This is a genomic window from Bacillus sp. PK6-025 (genome assembly GCF_056530265.1).
In genome coordinates, this window is the sequence record NZ_CP096509.1 from 346,221 (window position 1) to 362,354 (window position 16,134).

The 16,134-nt window shown below is 46.8% G+C and carries 15 protein-coding genes; 13 read left to right on the forward strand and 2 right to left on the reverse strand.

Translation table 11 applies throughout. The annotated features are described in order from the left end of the window. Positions 1-74: 74 nt before the first annotated feature. The 5 genes from M1D67_RS01890 to M1D67_RS01910 all read left to right on the forward strand — a co-directional run bounded on the left by M1D67_RS01890 (position 75) and on the right by M1D67_RS01910 (position 4,105). On the forward strand, positions 75-296 hold the full coding sequence (locus M1D67_RS01890) for a helix-turn-helix domain-containing protein (RefSeq protein WP_003178729.1): 222 nt from the start codon (positions 75-77) through the stop codon (positions 294-296). 5 nt (positions 297-301) lie between these two features. Continuing rightward, the gene (locus M1D67_RS01895; protein WP_231005768.1) at positions 302-1,906 is read left to right on the forward strand and encodes a YceG family protein; all 1,605 of its coding nucleotides are present in this window, start codon (positions 302-304) and stop codon (positions 1,904-1,906) included. A 16-nt stretch (positions 1,907-1,922) separates the two neighbouring features. Then, positions 1,923-3,017 (forward strand): toxic anion resistance protein, encoded by a 1,095-nt coding sequence (locus M1D67_RS01900; protein WP_020450069.1) that lies wholly within the window; start codon positions 1,923-1,925, stop codon positions 3,015-3,017. 151 nt (positions 3,018-3,168) lie between these two features. Continuing rightward, positions 3,169-3,870: a cytochrome c biogenesis CcdA family protein gene (locus M1D67_RS01905; protein ID WP_026580495.1), complete on the forward strand. Its 702-nt coding sequence runs from the start codon at positions 3,169-3,171 to the stop codon at positions 3,868-3,870. A gap of 34 nt (positions 3,871-3,904) precedes the next feature. After that, the gene (locus tag M1D67_RS01910; RefSeq protein ID WP_025810794.1) at positions 3,905-4,105 is read left to right on the forward strand and encodes a hypothetical protein; all 201 of its coding nucleotides are present in this window, start codon (positions 3,905-3,907) and stop codon (positions 4,103-4,105) included. 88 nt (positions 4,106-4,193) lie between these two features. Here the strand turns inward: M1D67_RS01910 and M1D67_RS01915 are convergent, their stop codons facing one another. Then, the gene (locus tag M1D67_RS01915) at positions 4,194-5,399 is read right to left on the reverse strand and encodes a nitrate/nitrite transporter (RefSeq protein ID WP_079289461.1); all 1,206 of its coding nucleotides are present in this window, start codon (positions 5,397-5,399) and stop codon (positions 4,194-4,196) included. A gap of 450 nt (positions 5,400-5,849) precedes the next feature. On the opposite strand from M1D67_RS01915, the gene M1D67_RS01920 reads away from it, so the two are divergent. The 3 genes from M1D67_RS01920 (at position 5,850) to M1D67_RS01930 (ending at position 9,229) form a co-directional block, all read left to right on the forward strand. Next, positions 5,850-6,809, forward strand: coding sequence for an L-lactate dehydrogenase (locus M1D67_RS01920; protein WP_048350469.1), 960 nt, complete (start codon positions 5,850-5,852; stop codon positions 6,807-6,809). Positions 6,810-6,858: 49 nt separating this feature from the next. After that, on the forward strand, positions 6,859-8,481 hold the full coding sequence (locus M1D67_RS01925) for an L-lactate permease (RefSeq protein WP_025810793.1): 1,623 nt from the start codon (positions 6,859-6,861) through the stop codon (positions 8,479-8,481). A 109-nt stretch (positions 8,482-8,590) separates the two neighbouring features. Continuing rightward, positions 8,591-9,229, forward strand: coding sequence for a LysE family translocator (locus M1D67_RS01930; RefSeq protein ID WP_023855684.1), 639 nt, complete (start codon positions 8,591-8,593; stop codon positions 9,227-9,229). Here the strand turns inward: M1D67_RS01930 and M1D67_RS01935 are convergent, their stop codons facing one another. Continuing rightward, entirely contained in the window at positions 9,230-10,564 is a 1,335-nt protein-coding gene (locus M1D67_RS01935; RefSeq protein ID WP_105980691.1) for an amino acid permease, read from the reverse strand. 176 nt (positions 10,565-10,740) lie between these two features. Here M1D67_RS01935 and nadE point away from each other — a divergent pair, with 176 nt between their 5' ends. The 5 genes from nadE to pruA all read left to right on the forward strand — a co-directional run bounded on the left by nadE (position 10,741) and on the right by pruA (position 16,096). Beyond that, the gene (gene nadE / locus M1D67_RS01940; RefSeq protein ID WP_020450077.1) at positions 10,741-11,559 is read left to right on the forward strand and encodes an ammonia-dependent NAD(+) synthetase; all 819 of its coding nucleotides are present in this window, start codon (positions 10,741-10,743) and stop codon (positions 11,557-11,559) included. 121 nt (positions 11,560-11,680) lie between these two features. After that, positions 11,681-12,208 carry a shikimate kinase gene (locus M1D67_RS01945; protein ID WP_059230719.1) on the forward strand — a complete coding sequence of 176 codons (528 nt, stop codon included), beginning with the start codon at positions 11,681-11,683 and terminating at the stop codon, positions 12,206-12,208. Between the two features lie 261 nt (positions 12,209-12,469). After that, positions 12,470-13,240 (forward strand): nucleotidyltransferase domain-containing protein, encoded by a 771-nt coding sequence (locus tag M1D67_RS01950; protein WP_026580500.1) that lies wholly within the window; start codon positions 12,470-12,472, stop codon positions 13,238-13,240. A gap of 370 nt (positions 13,241-13,610) precedes the next feature. After that, complete coding sequence (locus M1D67_RS01955) at positions 13,611-14,522, forward strand: proline dehydrogenase family protein (RefSeq protein ID WP_171866290.1); 912 nt, start codon at positions 13,611-13,613, stop codon at positions 14,520-14,522. A 23-nt stretch (positions 14,523-14,545) separates the two neighbouring features. Continuing rightward, a complete protein-coding gene (gene pruA, locus M1D67_RS01960; RefSeq protein WP_059230714.1) occupies positions 14,546-16,096 on the forward strand; it encodes an L-glutamate gamma-semialdehyde dehydrogenase in 1,551 nt (516 codons plus the stop codon). The last annotated feature ends 38 nt before the right edge of the window (positions 16,097-16,134 follow it).

Below are 16,134 nucleotides of genomic sequence, written 5' to 3' on the forward strand. Positions count from 1 at the left end.
AAGAGCCGTAGACGGCAATCATATATTGTGAATATTCTCAGGAGAAAACAAATGAATGTTTAGGATGAACAGCCATGATGAAAATAGTCGATCTCACGAGCAGCGAGATTCTCAGTTCCCAGCAGGCTTGTGAAGAGTGGGGGATTGATTCGTCTACGCTCCGAAAGAGAGCGCATGATTTTCCTGCAGGAACAATCCGAAAGTTCGGGACAACCTATGCCGTAACAAGAGCGGGCATGTGTGCCGTATTTGGACGGAAAAGTGACACTGACTCAGAAGAAAGGGGAGACGGCTGAGCGCTATGAATCAAGAGATTAATATTCAAAACGCCCTGGTCAATGATGATGAATGGAAGCAGATCATCAAGAAGCCGCTGCCGGAGAGAACCCCGTATGAAAAAAACGGACATCTGATGATAAGCCGTCTGGCGGGACGGATTCTCGGAACGCCGCACGATGAAACGGATTACTACATATATCTCCATGAGCTGTATGAGTCCGGTGATGTGCATGTGTTAAGCGAGACGCTTGATAAGACCATTTCTCCGGAAAGGTTTCAGGCCATACAGCGCATCCATATGGTCAATCAGAGAGAAAAAGGGCTTTCCGTCAATCGGTTTGCCGCTTTTCTCGACGGGGAGCAGCTCATTCCTAAGCACCCTGACGCCGCGATGCACCGCCATTTAAGGAAGGCGCTTATCGAAGTGCTGCAGATGTTTCAGTCCTTTCATGAAAAAGGATTGAACGATCCGGAGTTTCGCCGGGTCCTCCTCGACCTTGTCAAATGGATGGGCAATCATTTGGAGAAGTGGCTGAAAGAAGCCGACTGCGAAAATGCGATGCCGAAAGTGGTTTGGTATGGGGACACCACAAAGAGCCAACGGTATTTTTTATACTATTTGATGCTTGTCGGATGTGATGTGCTGCTGTTTCATCCGGAGGGAAAAGACGAATTTCGCCAGCTTGATCCTGAGCAAAAGCTTTCTTTTGTTTTCACATACCCGGGCACGTCTGCATTAGAGCCGTTCCCGACTGAAAAGCCTCAGCGAAAATCAACGGTGGCGTACCGTTCCGCGAAGGAGCTGGATACTGTTCTGCACAATGAGGATTCGCTCATGTACAAACCTTGGCAGTTCAGGGAGCATACCCCGGTCTCCGTGACTTTGAAGACCACGTATGATGAACTGTTTTTAATTGCGAAGGAACGCGCCTTTATCAGACCCGATTTTCAAGCGTCTCAATCAACGGTCAACATTCCGAACTTATTCGCGATGGTCATGGGCGTCTCCGGCAATGAAAAAGAGTACTGGGACCGTCTGCAGACGCTGACGGAGTATAAGGAGTCGCATACGATCCGGCGCTTCCCGTTTACAAAGGAAGAGACGTCCAATTATCAATTCCATTACAGCCATGCGCTTGATCAAACGGGGACGATCGATCCGGGCCGATTAATGGAGAGCAATATATGGCGCTACAAGCATTTGCCTGAGGGAGTGCAGCGCGGCATTGCCCAAGCGGTTTCCAGGCTGTGCAAAAGCCCGAAGATGCTGGCCTTGAACAATGAAAAATCAGCCGATGTGCAACTGTATTTGTTCACCCAGGCGGTACAGCTTCCGGCAGCGCTTTTGAATATGATTCAGACATTTGACTATTCACAGACAGTGCCGAAGCTGATCTTGTACCACACTGAACAGACGGGAACACTCACCCGTTCAGACGCGGCCGCCTTGCTTTTGTTAAATGAAATCGGCATCGATATCATCATCTATAATCCGCCGGGCTATAAGTGTATTGACCGCTATATCGATGGACAGCATTTCGATATCCATTGGCTTGATGACATGTCCTTCAACCAGGAGTTTAAAGAGCCGTCAATCGTCCGGAAGTTCATCAATAAAATCTTTTAAGGAGGGAGCCACTCTGATGGCAAATCCAAATGAAACAAGCATCGTCAATATCAGTAAAGAGGAAGAGATCACGATTGAAAAAGCGGAAGACATCCGTGCCAAACTCCGCCGGGAGCCCGATGTGCAAGCTCTGACACGGCAAATTGACGTAAAAAACCAAGTGGAGCTTTTAGAATTCGGAAAAGAGCCCGCTCTTGAAATATCCAAGTTCTCAGACCGTATTCTCTCTATGATGAGAACAAACAGTGTGACAGATTCAGGTGCGATGTTGACGCAGCTCGGTAAAATCATGGACCGCTTTGACAAGAATGACTTTGAAGAACAGAAAGGCCTGCTTTCCAAGTTATTTAAGCGCGGCAACAGCATGATCGAGAAAATATTTAAAAAATATCAAACGCTCGGCGGTGAAATCGAAAAAATCAACGTCGAAATTTCGAAATATAAAGATGAAATGACAAAATCGACCGTGACGCTTGATGAAATGTATGAAAGCAACCTCAATTACTATGTGGAGCTGGAGAAATACGTCGTAGCCGGCCAGATGAAAATAGAAGAATTGCAGCAGCTCATCCCTGAATATGAAGCGAAAGCGGCCAGCGGTAACCAAATGGCACAGATGGAGCTTGATACGCTTCGAAATGGCATTCAAGCGCTGGAAGAACGGGTGTATGATCTCGATATGGCGCGGATGGTTGCGATTCAAACCGCGCCGCAAATCCGCCTGCTTCAGCGCGGAAACACAAAGCTGATCGGAAAAATCAACTCGGCATTCATCATTACGATTCCGATTTTCAAAAACGGCATCATCCAGGCCGTGACCGCCAAGCGCCAAAAGCTTGTCGCCGATTCAATGAGCGAACTCGACCGCCGCACCAACGAAATGCTGAAGCGAAACGCGGAAAATATTTCGAGCCAGTCCGTTGAAATCGCGAGAATGTCCGGAAGGCCGAGCATCGATATTGAAACGATCGAACAGTCTTGGAATACGATTGTCAAAGGCATGCAGGAGACGAAGCAGATTGAAGATGAGAACAAACGCCTGCGCGAAGAAGGGGCAAAACGCATATTGGAACTTCAGGACAATATGAAAAAAGCCGCTTTAAACGGTTAAAAAGGATAGTGAAGAAGCCGTCCGCCGGATGATCTGGCGACGGCTTCAAATATACAAAAAATCACCGCCATGATAGGCGGTTTTTTATGTTATGCTAGAGAAAGAGAATCACATGGTAAAAAATATATAAACATGAAGGGGATGGAAGTATATGGCCGCTTTATGGCTGGCATTCGGCGGCGGTTTCCTGTCGTTTATTTCTCCGTGCTGCCTGCCTTTGTATCCATCATTTATTTCCTACATCACCGGGATTTCGGTCAGCGATTTGAAAGACCGAGATGCAAAGCGCATCAAACAATCGGTGATGATTCACGCGGCTGCTTTTTTGGTCGGCTTTTCTGTAATTTTTTACATATTGGGTTTCTCCGCCAGCTCGTTTGGCCTGCTGTTTTTGCAATACCATAACTTGATCCGCATGCTGGGCGGAATATTTGTCGTCGTCATGGGCCTGTTCCTCCTCGGCGTTTTCCGGCCGGCTTTCATGATGAAGGAGCGGCGCCTTTCGTTTAGAAGAGGGAAAATAGGCTTGTTGAATTCAATGCTTGTCGGAATGGTTTTTGCGGCGGGATGGACGCCGTGCATCGGGCCTATATTCGGAACGATCGCATATGCAAATTTTCAGAACCCTGATTTTGGGAGCGCATTCATGATGATCACCGCATATTCTCTAGGTTTTGCCATTCCTTTTTTGCTCATGGCGTTTTTTATCGGAAACATCAGGCCGCTTATGAAATATTCGAATATGCTCATGAAAATCGGCGGCGCGCTGATGATCGTCATCGGCATCCTGCTTTATACGGACAACATGATATGGATGAATATCTGGTATTCGAATTTGACGAATCTCTTTTGAAAAGCTTCCCGCGCCGCATTATGTGAGTAAGATTGTGAAAAACAGCAAAATCGCGGAGGATATCATGTGCTTGTTTGATCACTCATTTAAGGGACATGAGGATTTAGCCAATCGATTTTGGAAGGTTCGCAAATCTGAAGAGCCAAACGGGCTTTACCCGCTCGATAGCGGGATGCTGGAATTCGCGAAAAAAGTGCTTGAATCTTCATTTCAACAATCGGGAGGATCAGGGTGATATACGCTGCTTCTATTCACACGAGCATCCAATCGTCACGGTCCTGGCAGGAATAGAAAACCGCCCGAAAAGAATCGAGCGGCTCCCTTTATATTCGAATTGATTTCTCCTCGGTTTTCCACTGTTTTTTCCATCCGGCCTGAGCAAGCAAAAGCAGTCCGAGTGCCAAAAATGCGATAACGGTAAAGGTGAGGAATCCGCTTGAATACGTACCCGTGATTTGCTTCAGCGTTCCGAGAATATTCGGGAGGAAGAATCCGCCGATTCCCCCCGCAGCGCCCACGACTCCCGTCACCATCCCGATCTCTTGCTGAAATCGCTGCGGTACAAGCTGGAATATCGCGCCGTTCCCCATCCCGAGGCAGCCCATGCCGATAAATAATGCGGCTGTGACAACGCCAAGAGATGGGAGCATACTGACTGAGAACATGCACAGAGCCACCCCGATAAAGAGGAATTGCAGCAGACGCACGCCGCCGATTTTATCGGCAATCAACCCGCCGACAGGGCGGAGGCAGCTTCCCGATGCAACGACGAGCGTGACAAATTCGCCGGCCCTTACCGCCGGAACGGCATACTGGGATGCAAAAAAGTAGCTTAAAAAGTTGGACAAGCCGACAAAACCTCCGAATGTTACGCTGTAGAGAAGGCAAAAATACCAAGTGTCCCTTTCTTTGAAAACAGCAAAATAGTCTTTGAGCGGTTTAGGCGCCGGCTGATTCGGAGGTTCTTTTGCCATAAGGAAATAGCTGAATAACACGAGTATCAGAGGAATCAGCGCCAATCCCATGACGCCGTTCCAGCCCACTTGCTCCGCCAGGCGAGGGCCGAATAGTGTAGCGAGCAGTGTTCCGCTGTTTCCCGCTCCGGCGATCCCCATGGCAAGGCCTTGCAAGTGCGGCGGATACCAGCGGCTCGCCATTGGCAGGGATGCGGAAAAGCTTGCGCCTGCCACACCGAGTAAAATTCCGATGATATACAGCTCGGCGACCGATGAACCGAACTGCCACCCCCATATCAGCGGAATCATCGTCACCAGCATTCCGCCAATAGCCGTTTTTTTCGGTCCGAAACGGTCGGTTAAAATGCCGAGCACAATCCGGAAAAACGATCCGGCCAAAGTAGGTATGGCGACAATCAATCCGACCTGTGATGGAGATAAATCAAAATCAGCCGTCATATAAACACCAAGCGCCCCCAGCAACACCCAAATCATAAAGCTGACATCGAAATATAAAAAAGATGACAACAAGGAAGGCGCGTGTCCGCTCTTCCTCAAATCCGCCAATTTCAATTGCAACACTCCCCATCCGATAGATTCTAGAATTTATCATGACAAAATAGAATAGGGTTGGCAGTATTTTTGTCAGCTTTACTAACAAACTAAAAGATTGAATATTTAAAATGTTAATTTGGACGGCATTATACCCGGCGATGATTGAATGTTGCTGAAGATTTGAGGTGTTATGACTGTTGAAAAGGGGAAACTTAGATTGGAATGGGCCTGATGCACTTGCAGATAAAGCAGTCTTTTGCAGCACGTTTACCAATTTTTCTTTAGCTGTAAGGCATATTTTTACCAAAAAATGTACAAATTTAAGGAAGAAGTATGTAGAGACACAAAATAGACATAAATAAAAATGTATATCACTTGAAAAAGTATGTGAAGTATTGCACAATATGAATGTGAAGAATTTCACAAACAGCTTAGATTTTAAAACAAACGGCAAAGGAATGATGAGTCATGAGAAACCAAAAAGTAAACCGTACAGTTTTGATCGGTGCGGGTTTTGTTGGAAGCAGTTATGCATTTACGTTAATTAACCAAGGTATCACAGACGAACTTGTGATCATTGATTTAAATAAAGACAAAGCAATGGGCGATGTCATGGATTTAAACCACGGTAAAGCATTTGCCCCACATCCTGTGAAAACATGGTACGGCACATATGAGGACTGCAAAGACGCCGACATTGTCTGCGTATGCGCCGGAGCAAACCAAAAGCCGGGTGAAACCCGTCTGGATCTTGTCGAAAAAAACCTGAGAATTTTCAAAGGAATTATCGGAGAAGTCATGGCCAGCGGTTTTGACGGCATCTTCCTTGTCGCTACAAACCCGGTCGACATCTTGACTTACGCGACTTGGAAATTCAGCGGACTTCCGAAAGAACGCGTGATCGGAAGCGGTACAACACTTGATACAGCCCGTTTCCGTTACTTGCTCAGCGAGTATTTCGGTGTCGCTGCCCACAATGCCCACGGCTACATCATTGGTGAACATGGAGATACGGAGCTGCCTGTCTGGAGCCACGCGAATATCGGCGGAGTTCCCGTCAGCGACTTGCTGAAAAGAAATGAGAAATACAAAGCAGAAGATCTTGATGAACTGTTTGACAATGTTAAAAACGCCGCTTACCACATTATCGAGAAAAAAGGTGCGACATACTACGGAGTTGCCATGAGCCTCGCGCGTATTACGAAAGCGATTTACCGCAATGAAGAAGCGATTTTAACCGTGAGCGCACATCTTGAAGGCGAATTTGGGGAAAATGATGTTTATATCGGAGTTCCGGCGGTTGTCGGCCGATGCGGAGCGAGGGAAATTATTGAGCTCGACCTGAATGAAAAGGAAAAACAGCAATTCAAGCATAGCGCAGGTGTGTTAAAAGCAATTTTAAAACCGCATTTTGAACTGCAGGCATAACTGAACATCATGAAGATACTAACATCATGAAGATTGCGAGATGATGAAAATGTGGCAGCAGATATACGATCCGTTTGGGAATCTGTTTATCAGCGCTTTTGCCGCCATTCTGCCGATTCTTTTCTTTCTCCTTGCATTGACCGTGCTGAAGATGAAAGGAATCATCGCGTCATTTTTGACGCTGGCGGTCAGCTTTATTGTAGCGGTTTTCTTTTTTCACATGCCGGCTGCGAAAGCTGTCTCAGCCGTTTTACTTGGAATTGCAAACGGTCTTTGGCCGATCGGATATATTGTCCTGATGGCTGTATGGCTTTACAAAATTTCTGTCAAAACCGGAAAGTTTAAAGTGATCAGAGCGAGCATTGCCGGGATTTCGTCTGACCAGCGGCTTCAGTTATTGCTGATCGGGTTCAGTTTTAACGCCTTTTTGGAAGGCGCGGCAGGCTTCGGCGTGCCGATTGCGATCAGCGCCGTTCTTCTTGTCGAGCTTGGTTTTAAACCTTTAAAAGCGGCATCTCTATGTTTAATTGCGAATGCGGCATCCGGCGCCTTTGGAGCGATCGGAATTCCGGTAATCACAGGAGCACAGATGGGAGGCTTGACACCGGTTGAGCTTTCCAGAACGCTCGCTTTGATGCTGCCGTTCATCACTTTCTTTGTCCCGTTCCTGCTCGTTTTCATACTGGACGGGTTTAAAGGAATAAGGGAAACGCTGCCGGCTCTCCTTGTATTAAGCGGAAGCTATACGGCGGTGCAGACTTTAACGATGATTGGATTGGGGCCGGAACTTGCGGACATTTTGGCCGCTTTAATCAGTATGGGAGCGCTGGCGCTGTTTTTGAAAAAGTGGCAGCCGCGTCACATATACAGAGAAACCGGGAATGAACATGAACCCGCTGAAAAATATCATGCAGCAGACATTATGAAAGCCTGGTCTCCGTTTTATATCTTGACCGCCGTCATTGCGGTGTGGAGCCTGCCCGGTTTTAAAGGACTTTTTCAGGAAGGCGGATGGCTGAAACAATCGACGATTTTATTCAACATGCCTTTTCTTCACCGGGAAGTGCTGAAAACGCCGCCAATCGCTCCGGAACCGGCACCGCTTGATGCCGTGATGAAGCTTGACTTCATTTCAGCAACGGGTACGGCGATACTGATCGCCGTGATCTTCACGATTGTGCTGAGCCGAAACATCAGTTTCCGCGGAGGACTTTCCAGCCTGAAAGAGACGGTCAAGGAACTGTGGCTTCCTGTTCTGACCATTTGCTTTGTGATGGGTTTTGCAAACCTGGCCAATTATGCCGGATTGAGTTCAACCATTGGACTGGCGCTTGCCAAAGCAGGGGATATTTTTCCGTTCGTCAGTCCCGTATTGGGCTGGATCGGCGTGTTTATCACAGGTTCAGTCGTCAGCAACAATGCATTATTCGGCCACCTGCAAGCTGTCACCGGAGCGCAAATCGGGACAAGCTCAGCGTTGCTGCTTGCCGCCAATACCGCGGGAGGCGTGATGGCCAAGCTGATCTCACCGCAGTCGATTGCGATTGCAACAGCCGCGGTCCAAGAGACAGGGCAGGAATCAAAGCTTTTCAGCCAAACCGTTAAATATAGCTTGATCCTGCTTTTCATCATTTGCATTTGGACATTTGCACTTTCAAAGCTTGGCATATAAAGAAGAGCCTTTTCCCGCAATGGGAAAAGGCTTTTTAATCTGTTTGTTCTATCATCTCCTCTTTTTGAATACATTGTACAAGTTATCCGCGGAAGGAGGACGAGATATGATAAACATCTTCCTGAGTTATGTGTTTTTGGGCTTGTCTTTGGCCGCACCTGTCGGCCCTGTGAATGCGGCGCAGATCGACAGGGGGATGAAAGGTGGCTTCTTTCATGCCTGGCTGTTTGGTCTTGGCGCTGTGACGGCGGATGTCTTATATATGGCTTTAATCTACTTTGGAGTCGCTCAATTTTTGACAGCGCCATTCTTAAAAACGTTTTTATGGCTGTTTGGTTTTTTTGTTTTGACCTATACGGGGATCGAGAGCCTGGTCAAGGCGAAGGAAGTATCGCTGATGAGAGGTGCGGGAGAGAAAGGTTCATACCGCAAATCTTTCTTGTCTGGGCTGGTGATCTCCCTTTCAAACCCGCTGAGCATCATGTTCTGGCTCGGCATTTACGGAAGCATTTTGGCGAAAACGGTAGAAACGTACGAATCATACCAGCTGCTAATATGCAGTTCAGGCATTTTAATCGGACTTTTTTTGTGGGACTTGGCCATGTCTTTTCTTGCGGGGACATTCAGAACATTTTTAAGCCCGCGGATGATCCAAGCAACGACTTGGCTCGCGGGCATCAGTCTAATTGTTTTCGGATGTTACTTCGGCTATCAGGGGATGCTCGAACTGCTGAAGGCGGGAGGCTGATTATGTCTGCCCGTTTTTCTGTTCCTGATGGGCCCACCTTTTTTTCATCAGCATTGTCACAACAGCAATAACGGCAAGAAACAGAAGGCTCACAAAAAAGCCGGGTCTGCTGTTTTTTTCAAATAACGTACCTGAAACGGCAAATAAAACCAGGACAAGCGCTGTGATAATCTGGACATTCCCTTTCATTTTTGGCTTTGTGAGCTTTTTGCTGGAAAGCAGGATAAACATCCAGTTATAGAGCAGCATTAAGCTGGCGGCCGTTGTCATATGTTCATAAAGCTGCTTCGGCAAAAGCAGTGACAGAACGATGGAAGCAGCGAGAACGAGCACCGTCAGGCCGAGTGCCGGCCACGATACTTTCGCCTTTTCTTTTTTCGCAAAGCAGGCCGGTGCATCTCCATTTTTCGCCATTGTTCCCATCAGTGTGGTGACAGCGAACAGGGAAGCAGTCAGCGTTGAAAAACCGGCGATAATGAAAATGCCATTGAAAATATCCATGATCAAATCGAGATGAAAGTCTTTTAATGACGTAATAAACGGGCTGTTCTGTTCGGTAAATGCCCCGTGGGGGACTAGGAGCATGGCCAGCCCGATCGATGCGACGTAAATCACAGCAAGGGTTATGAGCATCAGGCTCCCTGATTTTGATGAATCTTTCGGGTCTTTTAAGTGAATCGCCATCAGACCCATGACTTCTATTCCTCCATAGGCGTAAAATGTGTAAATCAACCCCGTCCATAATCCCATAAAGCCGAAAGGGAACAACTCGTGAACCCGGTCAGGGAACTGCGCGTCAGGCGTTTTTCCTGGTAACAGCCCGCACAATGCCAAGACAGCGATGATGATAAACATTAAAATGGCCGCCGTTTTCAACACGGCCAGTATGTTTTCCGTTTTTTCAAAACTGCTGCGCCCTGTGAAAATGACGATCAGCCCGAGAACCGCATAAATGGAGGCGAACACCCACAGCGGAACCTGGTTAAACCAATGGCGTGTAAACAGGGAGATCGCCGTCAACTGACTCCCGATAATCAGCATTTCCGATGACCAGTAGACCCAGCCATTGCTAAACCCCGCCCAATTGCCGAAGGCCTCCCTGGCATAAGAACAAAAAGACCCTTCAACAGGATGATCCGCCGTTAATTTCGCCAGCTGCTGAAAGACGAGAAAAGTGCCAAGGGCAGCAAGAAGAAAGGCGGCTAATACGGAAAAGCCGCTTTTCTTAATCGCGATGCTTGAACCGAGAAAAAACCCCGTTCCAATTGTGCAGCCGACTCCGATCATGGAGAGCTGCCACCATTTTAAATCTCCTTTTTTCGCTTGTCGTTTCATCGTTTCAACCCCTCTAAATCTTCTTGTTATTTTGCCAGGGGGCGCCTTTTTTATTCACGAAGAAAAGAGGGAGGAAAGGCTCTCTGCGCACCTCAATATTCACTTTGAAATAAAACATATGCTATAGTTAAAGACATAATCATTACGGTTCATTCAGTCAAAAGGAGGAATGACGGATGACTTTACAAGAAAAAATCATGCAGGAACTGAATGTAAAGCCTTCTATCGAACCGAAACAGGAAATTGAAAAAAGGGTCGGTTTTTTAAAAAGCTATTTGAAAAAAACGGGTGCCAAAGGTTTTGTTTTAGGCATCAGCGGAGGACAGGACTCCACATTGGCGGGCAGGCTTGCCCAGCTGGCTGTTGAAGAATTGAGAGAAGAAGGCGTTCAGGCGGAATTTATTGCGGTCCGCTTGCCTTACGGCGTTCAGCAGGATGAAGATGACGCCCAGCTGGCACTCAAATTTATCCAGCCGGACAAGTCTTTTGCTTTTGACATTGCTTCAACTGTAGGCTCTTTTGCTGATCAATATCAGTCAGTCACGGGAGAGGCGCTTGCCGATTTTCACAAAGGCAATGTAAAAGCAAGAGTCCGGATGATTGCCCAATATGCGATCGGGGGTCAAAATCAGCTGCTGGTGATCGGAACAGACCATGCTGCAGAAGCTGTTACCGGATTCTTCACAAAATACGGAGACGGAGGCGCAGACCTTTTGCCGCTAACAGGATTGACAAAGCGCCAGGGCAGAAGCCTGCTGGAAGAACTGGGAGCGCCGGAGCGGCTTTATACGAAGTCTCCGACCGCCGATTTGCTTGATGAAAAACCTCAGCAATCCGATGAAACAGAGCTCGGCCTGACGTATGATAACATCGACGACTACCTTGAAGGAAAAGCCGTCTCCAGCGAGGTGGCCGAGGCGATCGAAAAACGCTATAAGGCATCCGAGCACAAACGCCAAGTCCCTGCTTCAATGTTTGACGACTGGTGGAAATAGCAAAAAAGAGGCTGACTTCAGCCTCTTTTTTTATTAACAGGCACCCTATATCATTCAAGCTGGATTTGCCATATAATTAAGATATTTGATTCCTTTATGCAAGGAGGAGTAGAAGCTGGAAATGAATGCCGCAATGAGAGATAAGAATATCGTGCTGATCGGGTTTATGGGCGTCGGGAAAACAACCATCGGTCAGCTTCTGTCAAAGAAATTAGACCGCGACTTTATCGATATCGACCAGCAGATTGAAAATGACTTTCAAATGACTATTCCGGAGATGTTTAAACAAAAAGGGGAAGCGTTTTTCAGACAGACTGAAAAAGACTATATTTTTCAGATGTGCGAACATACAATGGGCAGCATCGTATCTTTAGGGGGAGGCGCTTTCCAACAGGAGGACATCAGAAAGAAGTGTCTCGAACACTGCTTTGTCATCTTTCTTGATTTAACATGGGAGAGTTGGAAGCAGCGGATGGATCTCTTGATTGAGAACAGGCCGGTTCTTCATAACCGCTCAATCGAAGAAATGAAACAGCTGTTTAATGAGAGAAAGAGCATGTATGCATTCCACAACTTGAAAGTCGAAACAGATCACCGGTCTGCCGAGGAAACGGCCGACTACATTGTGGAGATGCTGGGGCTTAGCTGATCTTAAACAAACGTTTAATTAAGCTGCTTCTATCGCTGTGTCAATATATTGAGCCAATGATTTGTCTGATCATTGGCTCTTTCGGTCTTGTTTGACCGTTTGGCGTCCCGCCGCCATAAAAACGGGCAGGCCGAAGATACACGGCGGCCACTTCTCTGGATAAGATCTTTTCTGGCTCTGCGACCGCAAAAAAGTCGCTTAATGCCTGAGCAGACACTATAATGTAAATAATAGAAACGATAAACTGGCGGTGCACTTATTATGAAACAGCGAATTCAAGAAGAACTGAAAAACATTGAAGCGACATACGGTGTTAAAATCCTCTATGCGGTTGAATCGGGCAGCAGAGCCTGGGGCTTTCCCTCACAGGACAGTGATTACGATGTCAGATTTATTTATGTCCATCAAAAAGACTGGTATCTGTCAATTGATGCAAAGCGCGATGTGATTGAACTGCCGATTGACGATTCTCTCGATATCAGCGGTTGGGAGCTGACAAAAGCGTTAAGACTGTTTAGGAAATCAAACCCTCCGCTTCTCGAATGGCTTTCCTCGGGAACGGTTTATTATGAAGCCTATTCGCTGGCGGAAAACATGAGGCGGCTGAAAAGCCGCGCCTTTTCTCCAGTCTCCTGCATGTACCATTATCTCAATATGGCATCAGGGAATTTCCGCCACTATCTGCAGCGGGAAGAAGTGAAAATCAAAAAATATTTTTATGTGCTCCGCCCAATTCTGGCTTGTCAGTGGATTGAAAGCCGCCGGACGGTTCCTCCGATTGAATTTCAGGTTTTGCTTGACGAACTTACGGAAGATGGACCGCTGAAAACGGAAATCCAACAGCTGCTTGAGAGGAAAAAGAAAGGGGAGGAGTTCAATCTTGAACCTCAAAACCCTATCCTCCACGCATTTATTGATCGTGAATTGGAGCGGCTTCAGACGGTTGCCAAAGCATATAAAACAGATCATGAAGATCTGACGCAGGAGCTTGACCGGCTGTTTAGAGAAACGCTAGACGAGGTGTGGGCATAACATAGTATTCCCTTTAAGTATTCTTAAAGGGTTTTTTCTTTGCATTCATAGGGAAATGGTTGAGTATAACAGAAAGCGTTTTCAAATAAAGCGGCGCGGAACGGCAGAAAGGGCATTCGCAAAAACGGGTTTGCCGAAAACGCATCCTGTTCTTTACCGAAGTTTCTTCCTGATTCTATTGTCGTATACCAACCAAGTTTTAGGAAGAAAGTTTCTGAAAAAATCCCAGCAGATGTAAAACATTGTGGAAAAACCACAAAAATCGTCAGCTTTTTTGTTTTTTCGAAATATTGTGAATCGACCCTTTGCTCTTATAAAATTAAGAATATAAAGAAATATTTCATGAGATGGCGGGGTGTGAGTAATGGAAGTGATAACAAGAGACTTTTTCCTATTCTTATCTAAAAGCAGCATCCTGAATCGCCTGGCGAGAAATTGGGGGAGTTCCGTCGCGACCGGAAAAATTATCGGAGGAAAAGATTTTGAAGCTTCAATTCCGATTATTAAGGGGCTGAACGAACAAGGGTTGACTGTCACAGTTGATCATTTGGGCGAATTTGTAGACAGCAGGGAAGTCGCAAGGGAACGCACGCAGGAATGCATTCGGGCCATTCAGCTGATTGCTCAGGAACAGCTTAATTCACATGTTTCATTAAAGATGACGTCACTGGGGCTCGATATTGACCTTGACCTTGTCAGGGATAATATGACCAGCATTCTGGAATGTGCTGAACAGCACAAAGTGATGGTTACAATCGATATGGAAGATGAAGTACGCTGCCAAAAGACGCTTGACCTCTTTAAGGAGTTCAGGCAGAAATACGAGTATGTCAGCACGGTCCTGCAGGCTTACTTGTACCGGACCGAACAGGATTTGGAGGAGCTTAATCCGTATAATCCGTTTTTCCGTCTTGTGAAGGGAGCTTATAAAGAATCGCCACAAGTGGCGTTTCCTGACAAAAAAGATGTGGATGAGAATTACAAAAAGCTCATTAAAAAGCAGCTGCTGAGCGGCCATTACACAGCCATCGCAACTCATGACGACAAGATGATTGATTACACTAAAGAAATTGCGAAAGAGCATCAAATCGGCAAAGACCGCTTCGAATTTCAAATGCTGTACGGGATGCGCAGCAAAACTCAGGTGGAACTGGTGAAGGAAGGCTACAATATGCGTGTGTATCTTCCTTACGGAGACGACTGGTACGGATACTTTATGAGACGGCTTGCCGAACGGCCTGCCAACATCGCTTTTGCGTTTAAAGGCATGACGAAGAAATAAAACGATAAAAAGGGGAGATTAGCATGACAACACCTTACAAACACGAACCATTTACAAATTTCGGGATCGAAGAAAACCGGAAGGCATTCGAAAAAGCTCTGGAAACGGTAAATAACGAATGGCTGGGTCAGTCCTATCCTCTTGTTATCGATGGAGAAAGGTATGAAACGGAAGACAAGATTGTATCGATCAATCCTGCAAACAAAGAAGAAGTTGTAGGCACGGTATCCAAGGCTACTCAGGATCATGCGGAAAAGGCCATTCAGGCGGCTGCGAAAGCGTTTGAAACTTGGAGATACACAGATCCTGAAGAAAGAGCGGCTGTTTTATTCCGCGCGGCTGCCAATGTGCGCCGCAAAAAGCATGAGTTTTCTGCGCTTCTAGTCAAAGAAGCAGGTAAACCTTGGAATGAAGCGGATGCGGATACGGCAGAAGCGATCGATTTTATGGAATACTATGCGCGGCAAATGATTGAGATTGCGAAAGGAAAGCCGGTTAACAGCCGTGAAGGCGAACGAAATCAATATGTGTACACACCGACTGGTGTAACGGTTGTTATTCCGCCTTGGAACTTCCTCTTCGCGATCATGGCCGGAACGACGGTTGCGCCGATCGTGACAGGAAACACGGTTGTTCTGAAGCCTGCAAGCGCAGCGCCTGTCATTGCTGCCAAGTTCGTTGAAGTGCTTGAAGAAAGCGGACTTCCAAAAGGAGTAGTTAACTTCGTCCCTGGAAGCGGAGCTGAAGTCGGGGATTACCTGGTGGATCATCCGAAAACAAGCATCATTACGTTTACAGGTTCAAGGGAAGTCGGAACGCGCATTTTTGAGCGCGCAGCGAAGGTTCAGCCTGGTCAGACACACTTAAAACAAGTGATTGCTGAAATGGGCGGAAAAGATACGGTCGTCGTTGATGAGGATTGTGACATTGAATTGGCTGCACAATCAATTTTCACATCTGCCTTCGGCTTTGCAGGCCAAAAATGTTCAGCAGGTTCACGGGCTGTCGTGCATGAAAAGGTATATGACGAAGTATTGAAGCGCGTAATCGAAATTACGGAGTCCAAGAAAGTCGGAGAGCCTGACAGCGCGGACGTTTATATGGGACCTGTCATCGACCAGGCATCGTATAATAAAATCATGGACTATATCGAAATCGGAAAAGAAGAAGGCCGCTTAGTCAGCGGAGGAAAAGGCGATGATTCAAAAGGCTACTTCATCGATCCGACGATCTTTGCCGATCTGGATCCGAAAGCCCGGTTAATGCAGGAAGAAATTTTCGGACCTGTTGTTGCTTTCTCAAAAGTCAGCAGCTTTGATGAGGCGCTGGAAGTTGCCAACAACACCGAATACGGCCTGACAGGCGCGGTCATTACTAAAAACCGCGACCATATCAACAGAGCAAAACAAGAATTCCATGTCGGAAATCTGTATTTCAACCGCAACTGTACAGGGGCGATCGTCGGCTACCATCCGTTTGGCGGTTTCAAAATGTCGGGAACTGATTCTAAAGCGGGCGGCCCTGATTATCTTGCGCTTCACATGCAGGCGAAAACGATCAGTGAAACGTTTTAAGGTGTAAGAAAAGGGGTTAAACAGGGGGACGAAGGCAG

What these genes read in the sequence shown, in the direction of transcription:
- M1D67_RS01900 (WP_020450069.1), top strand. Translation starts at nt 1,923, where the DNA reads ATGGCAAATCCAAATGAAACAAGCATCGTCAATATCAGTAAAGAGGAA.
- M1D67_RS01945 (WP_059230719.1), top strand. Translation starts at nt 11,681, where the DNA reads ATGAATGCCGCAATGAGAGATAAGAATATCGTGCTGATCGGGTTTATG.
- M1D67_RS01925 (WP_025810793.1), top strand. Translation starts at nt 6,859, where the DNA reads ATGTGGCAGCAGATATACGATCCGTTTGGGAATCTGTTTATCAGCGCT.
- M1D67_RS01890 (WP_003178729.1), top strand. Translation starts at nt 75, where the DNA reads ATGATGAAAATAGTCGATCTCACGAGCAGCGAGATTCTCAGTTCCCAG.
- M1D67_RS01905 (WP_026580495.1), top strand. Translation starts at nt 3,169, where the DNA reads ATGGCCGCTTTATGGCTGGCATTCGGCGGCGGTTTCCTGTCGTTTATT.
- nadE (WP_020450077.1), top strand. Translation starts at nt 10,741, where the DNA reads ATGACTTTACAAGAAAAAATCATGCAGGAACTGAATGTAAAGCCTTCT.
- M1D67_RS01935 (WP_105980691.1), bottom strand. Translation starts at nt 10,564, where the DNA reads ATGAAACGACAAGCGAAAAAAGGAGATTTAAAATGGTGGCAGCTCTCC.
- pruA (WP_059230714.1), top strand. Translation starts at nt 14,546, where the DNA reads ATGACAACACCTTACAAACACGAACCATTTACAAATTTCGGGATCGAA.
- M1D67_RS01895 (WP_231005768.1), top strand. Translation starts at nt 302, where the DNA reads ATGAATCAAGAGATTAATATTCAAAACGCCCTGGTCAATGATGATGAA.
- M1D67_RS01920 (WP_048350469.1), top strand. Translation starts at nt 5,850, where the DNA reads ATGAGAAACCAAAAAGTAAACCGTACAGTTTTGATCGGTGCGGGTTTT.
- M1D67_RS01950 (WP_026580500.1), top strand. Translation starts at nt 12,470, where the DNA reads ATGAAACAGCGAATTCAAGAAGAACTGAAAAACATTGAAGCGACATAC.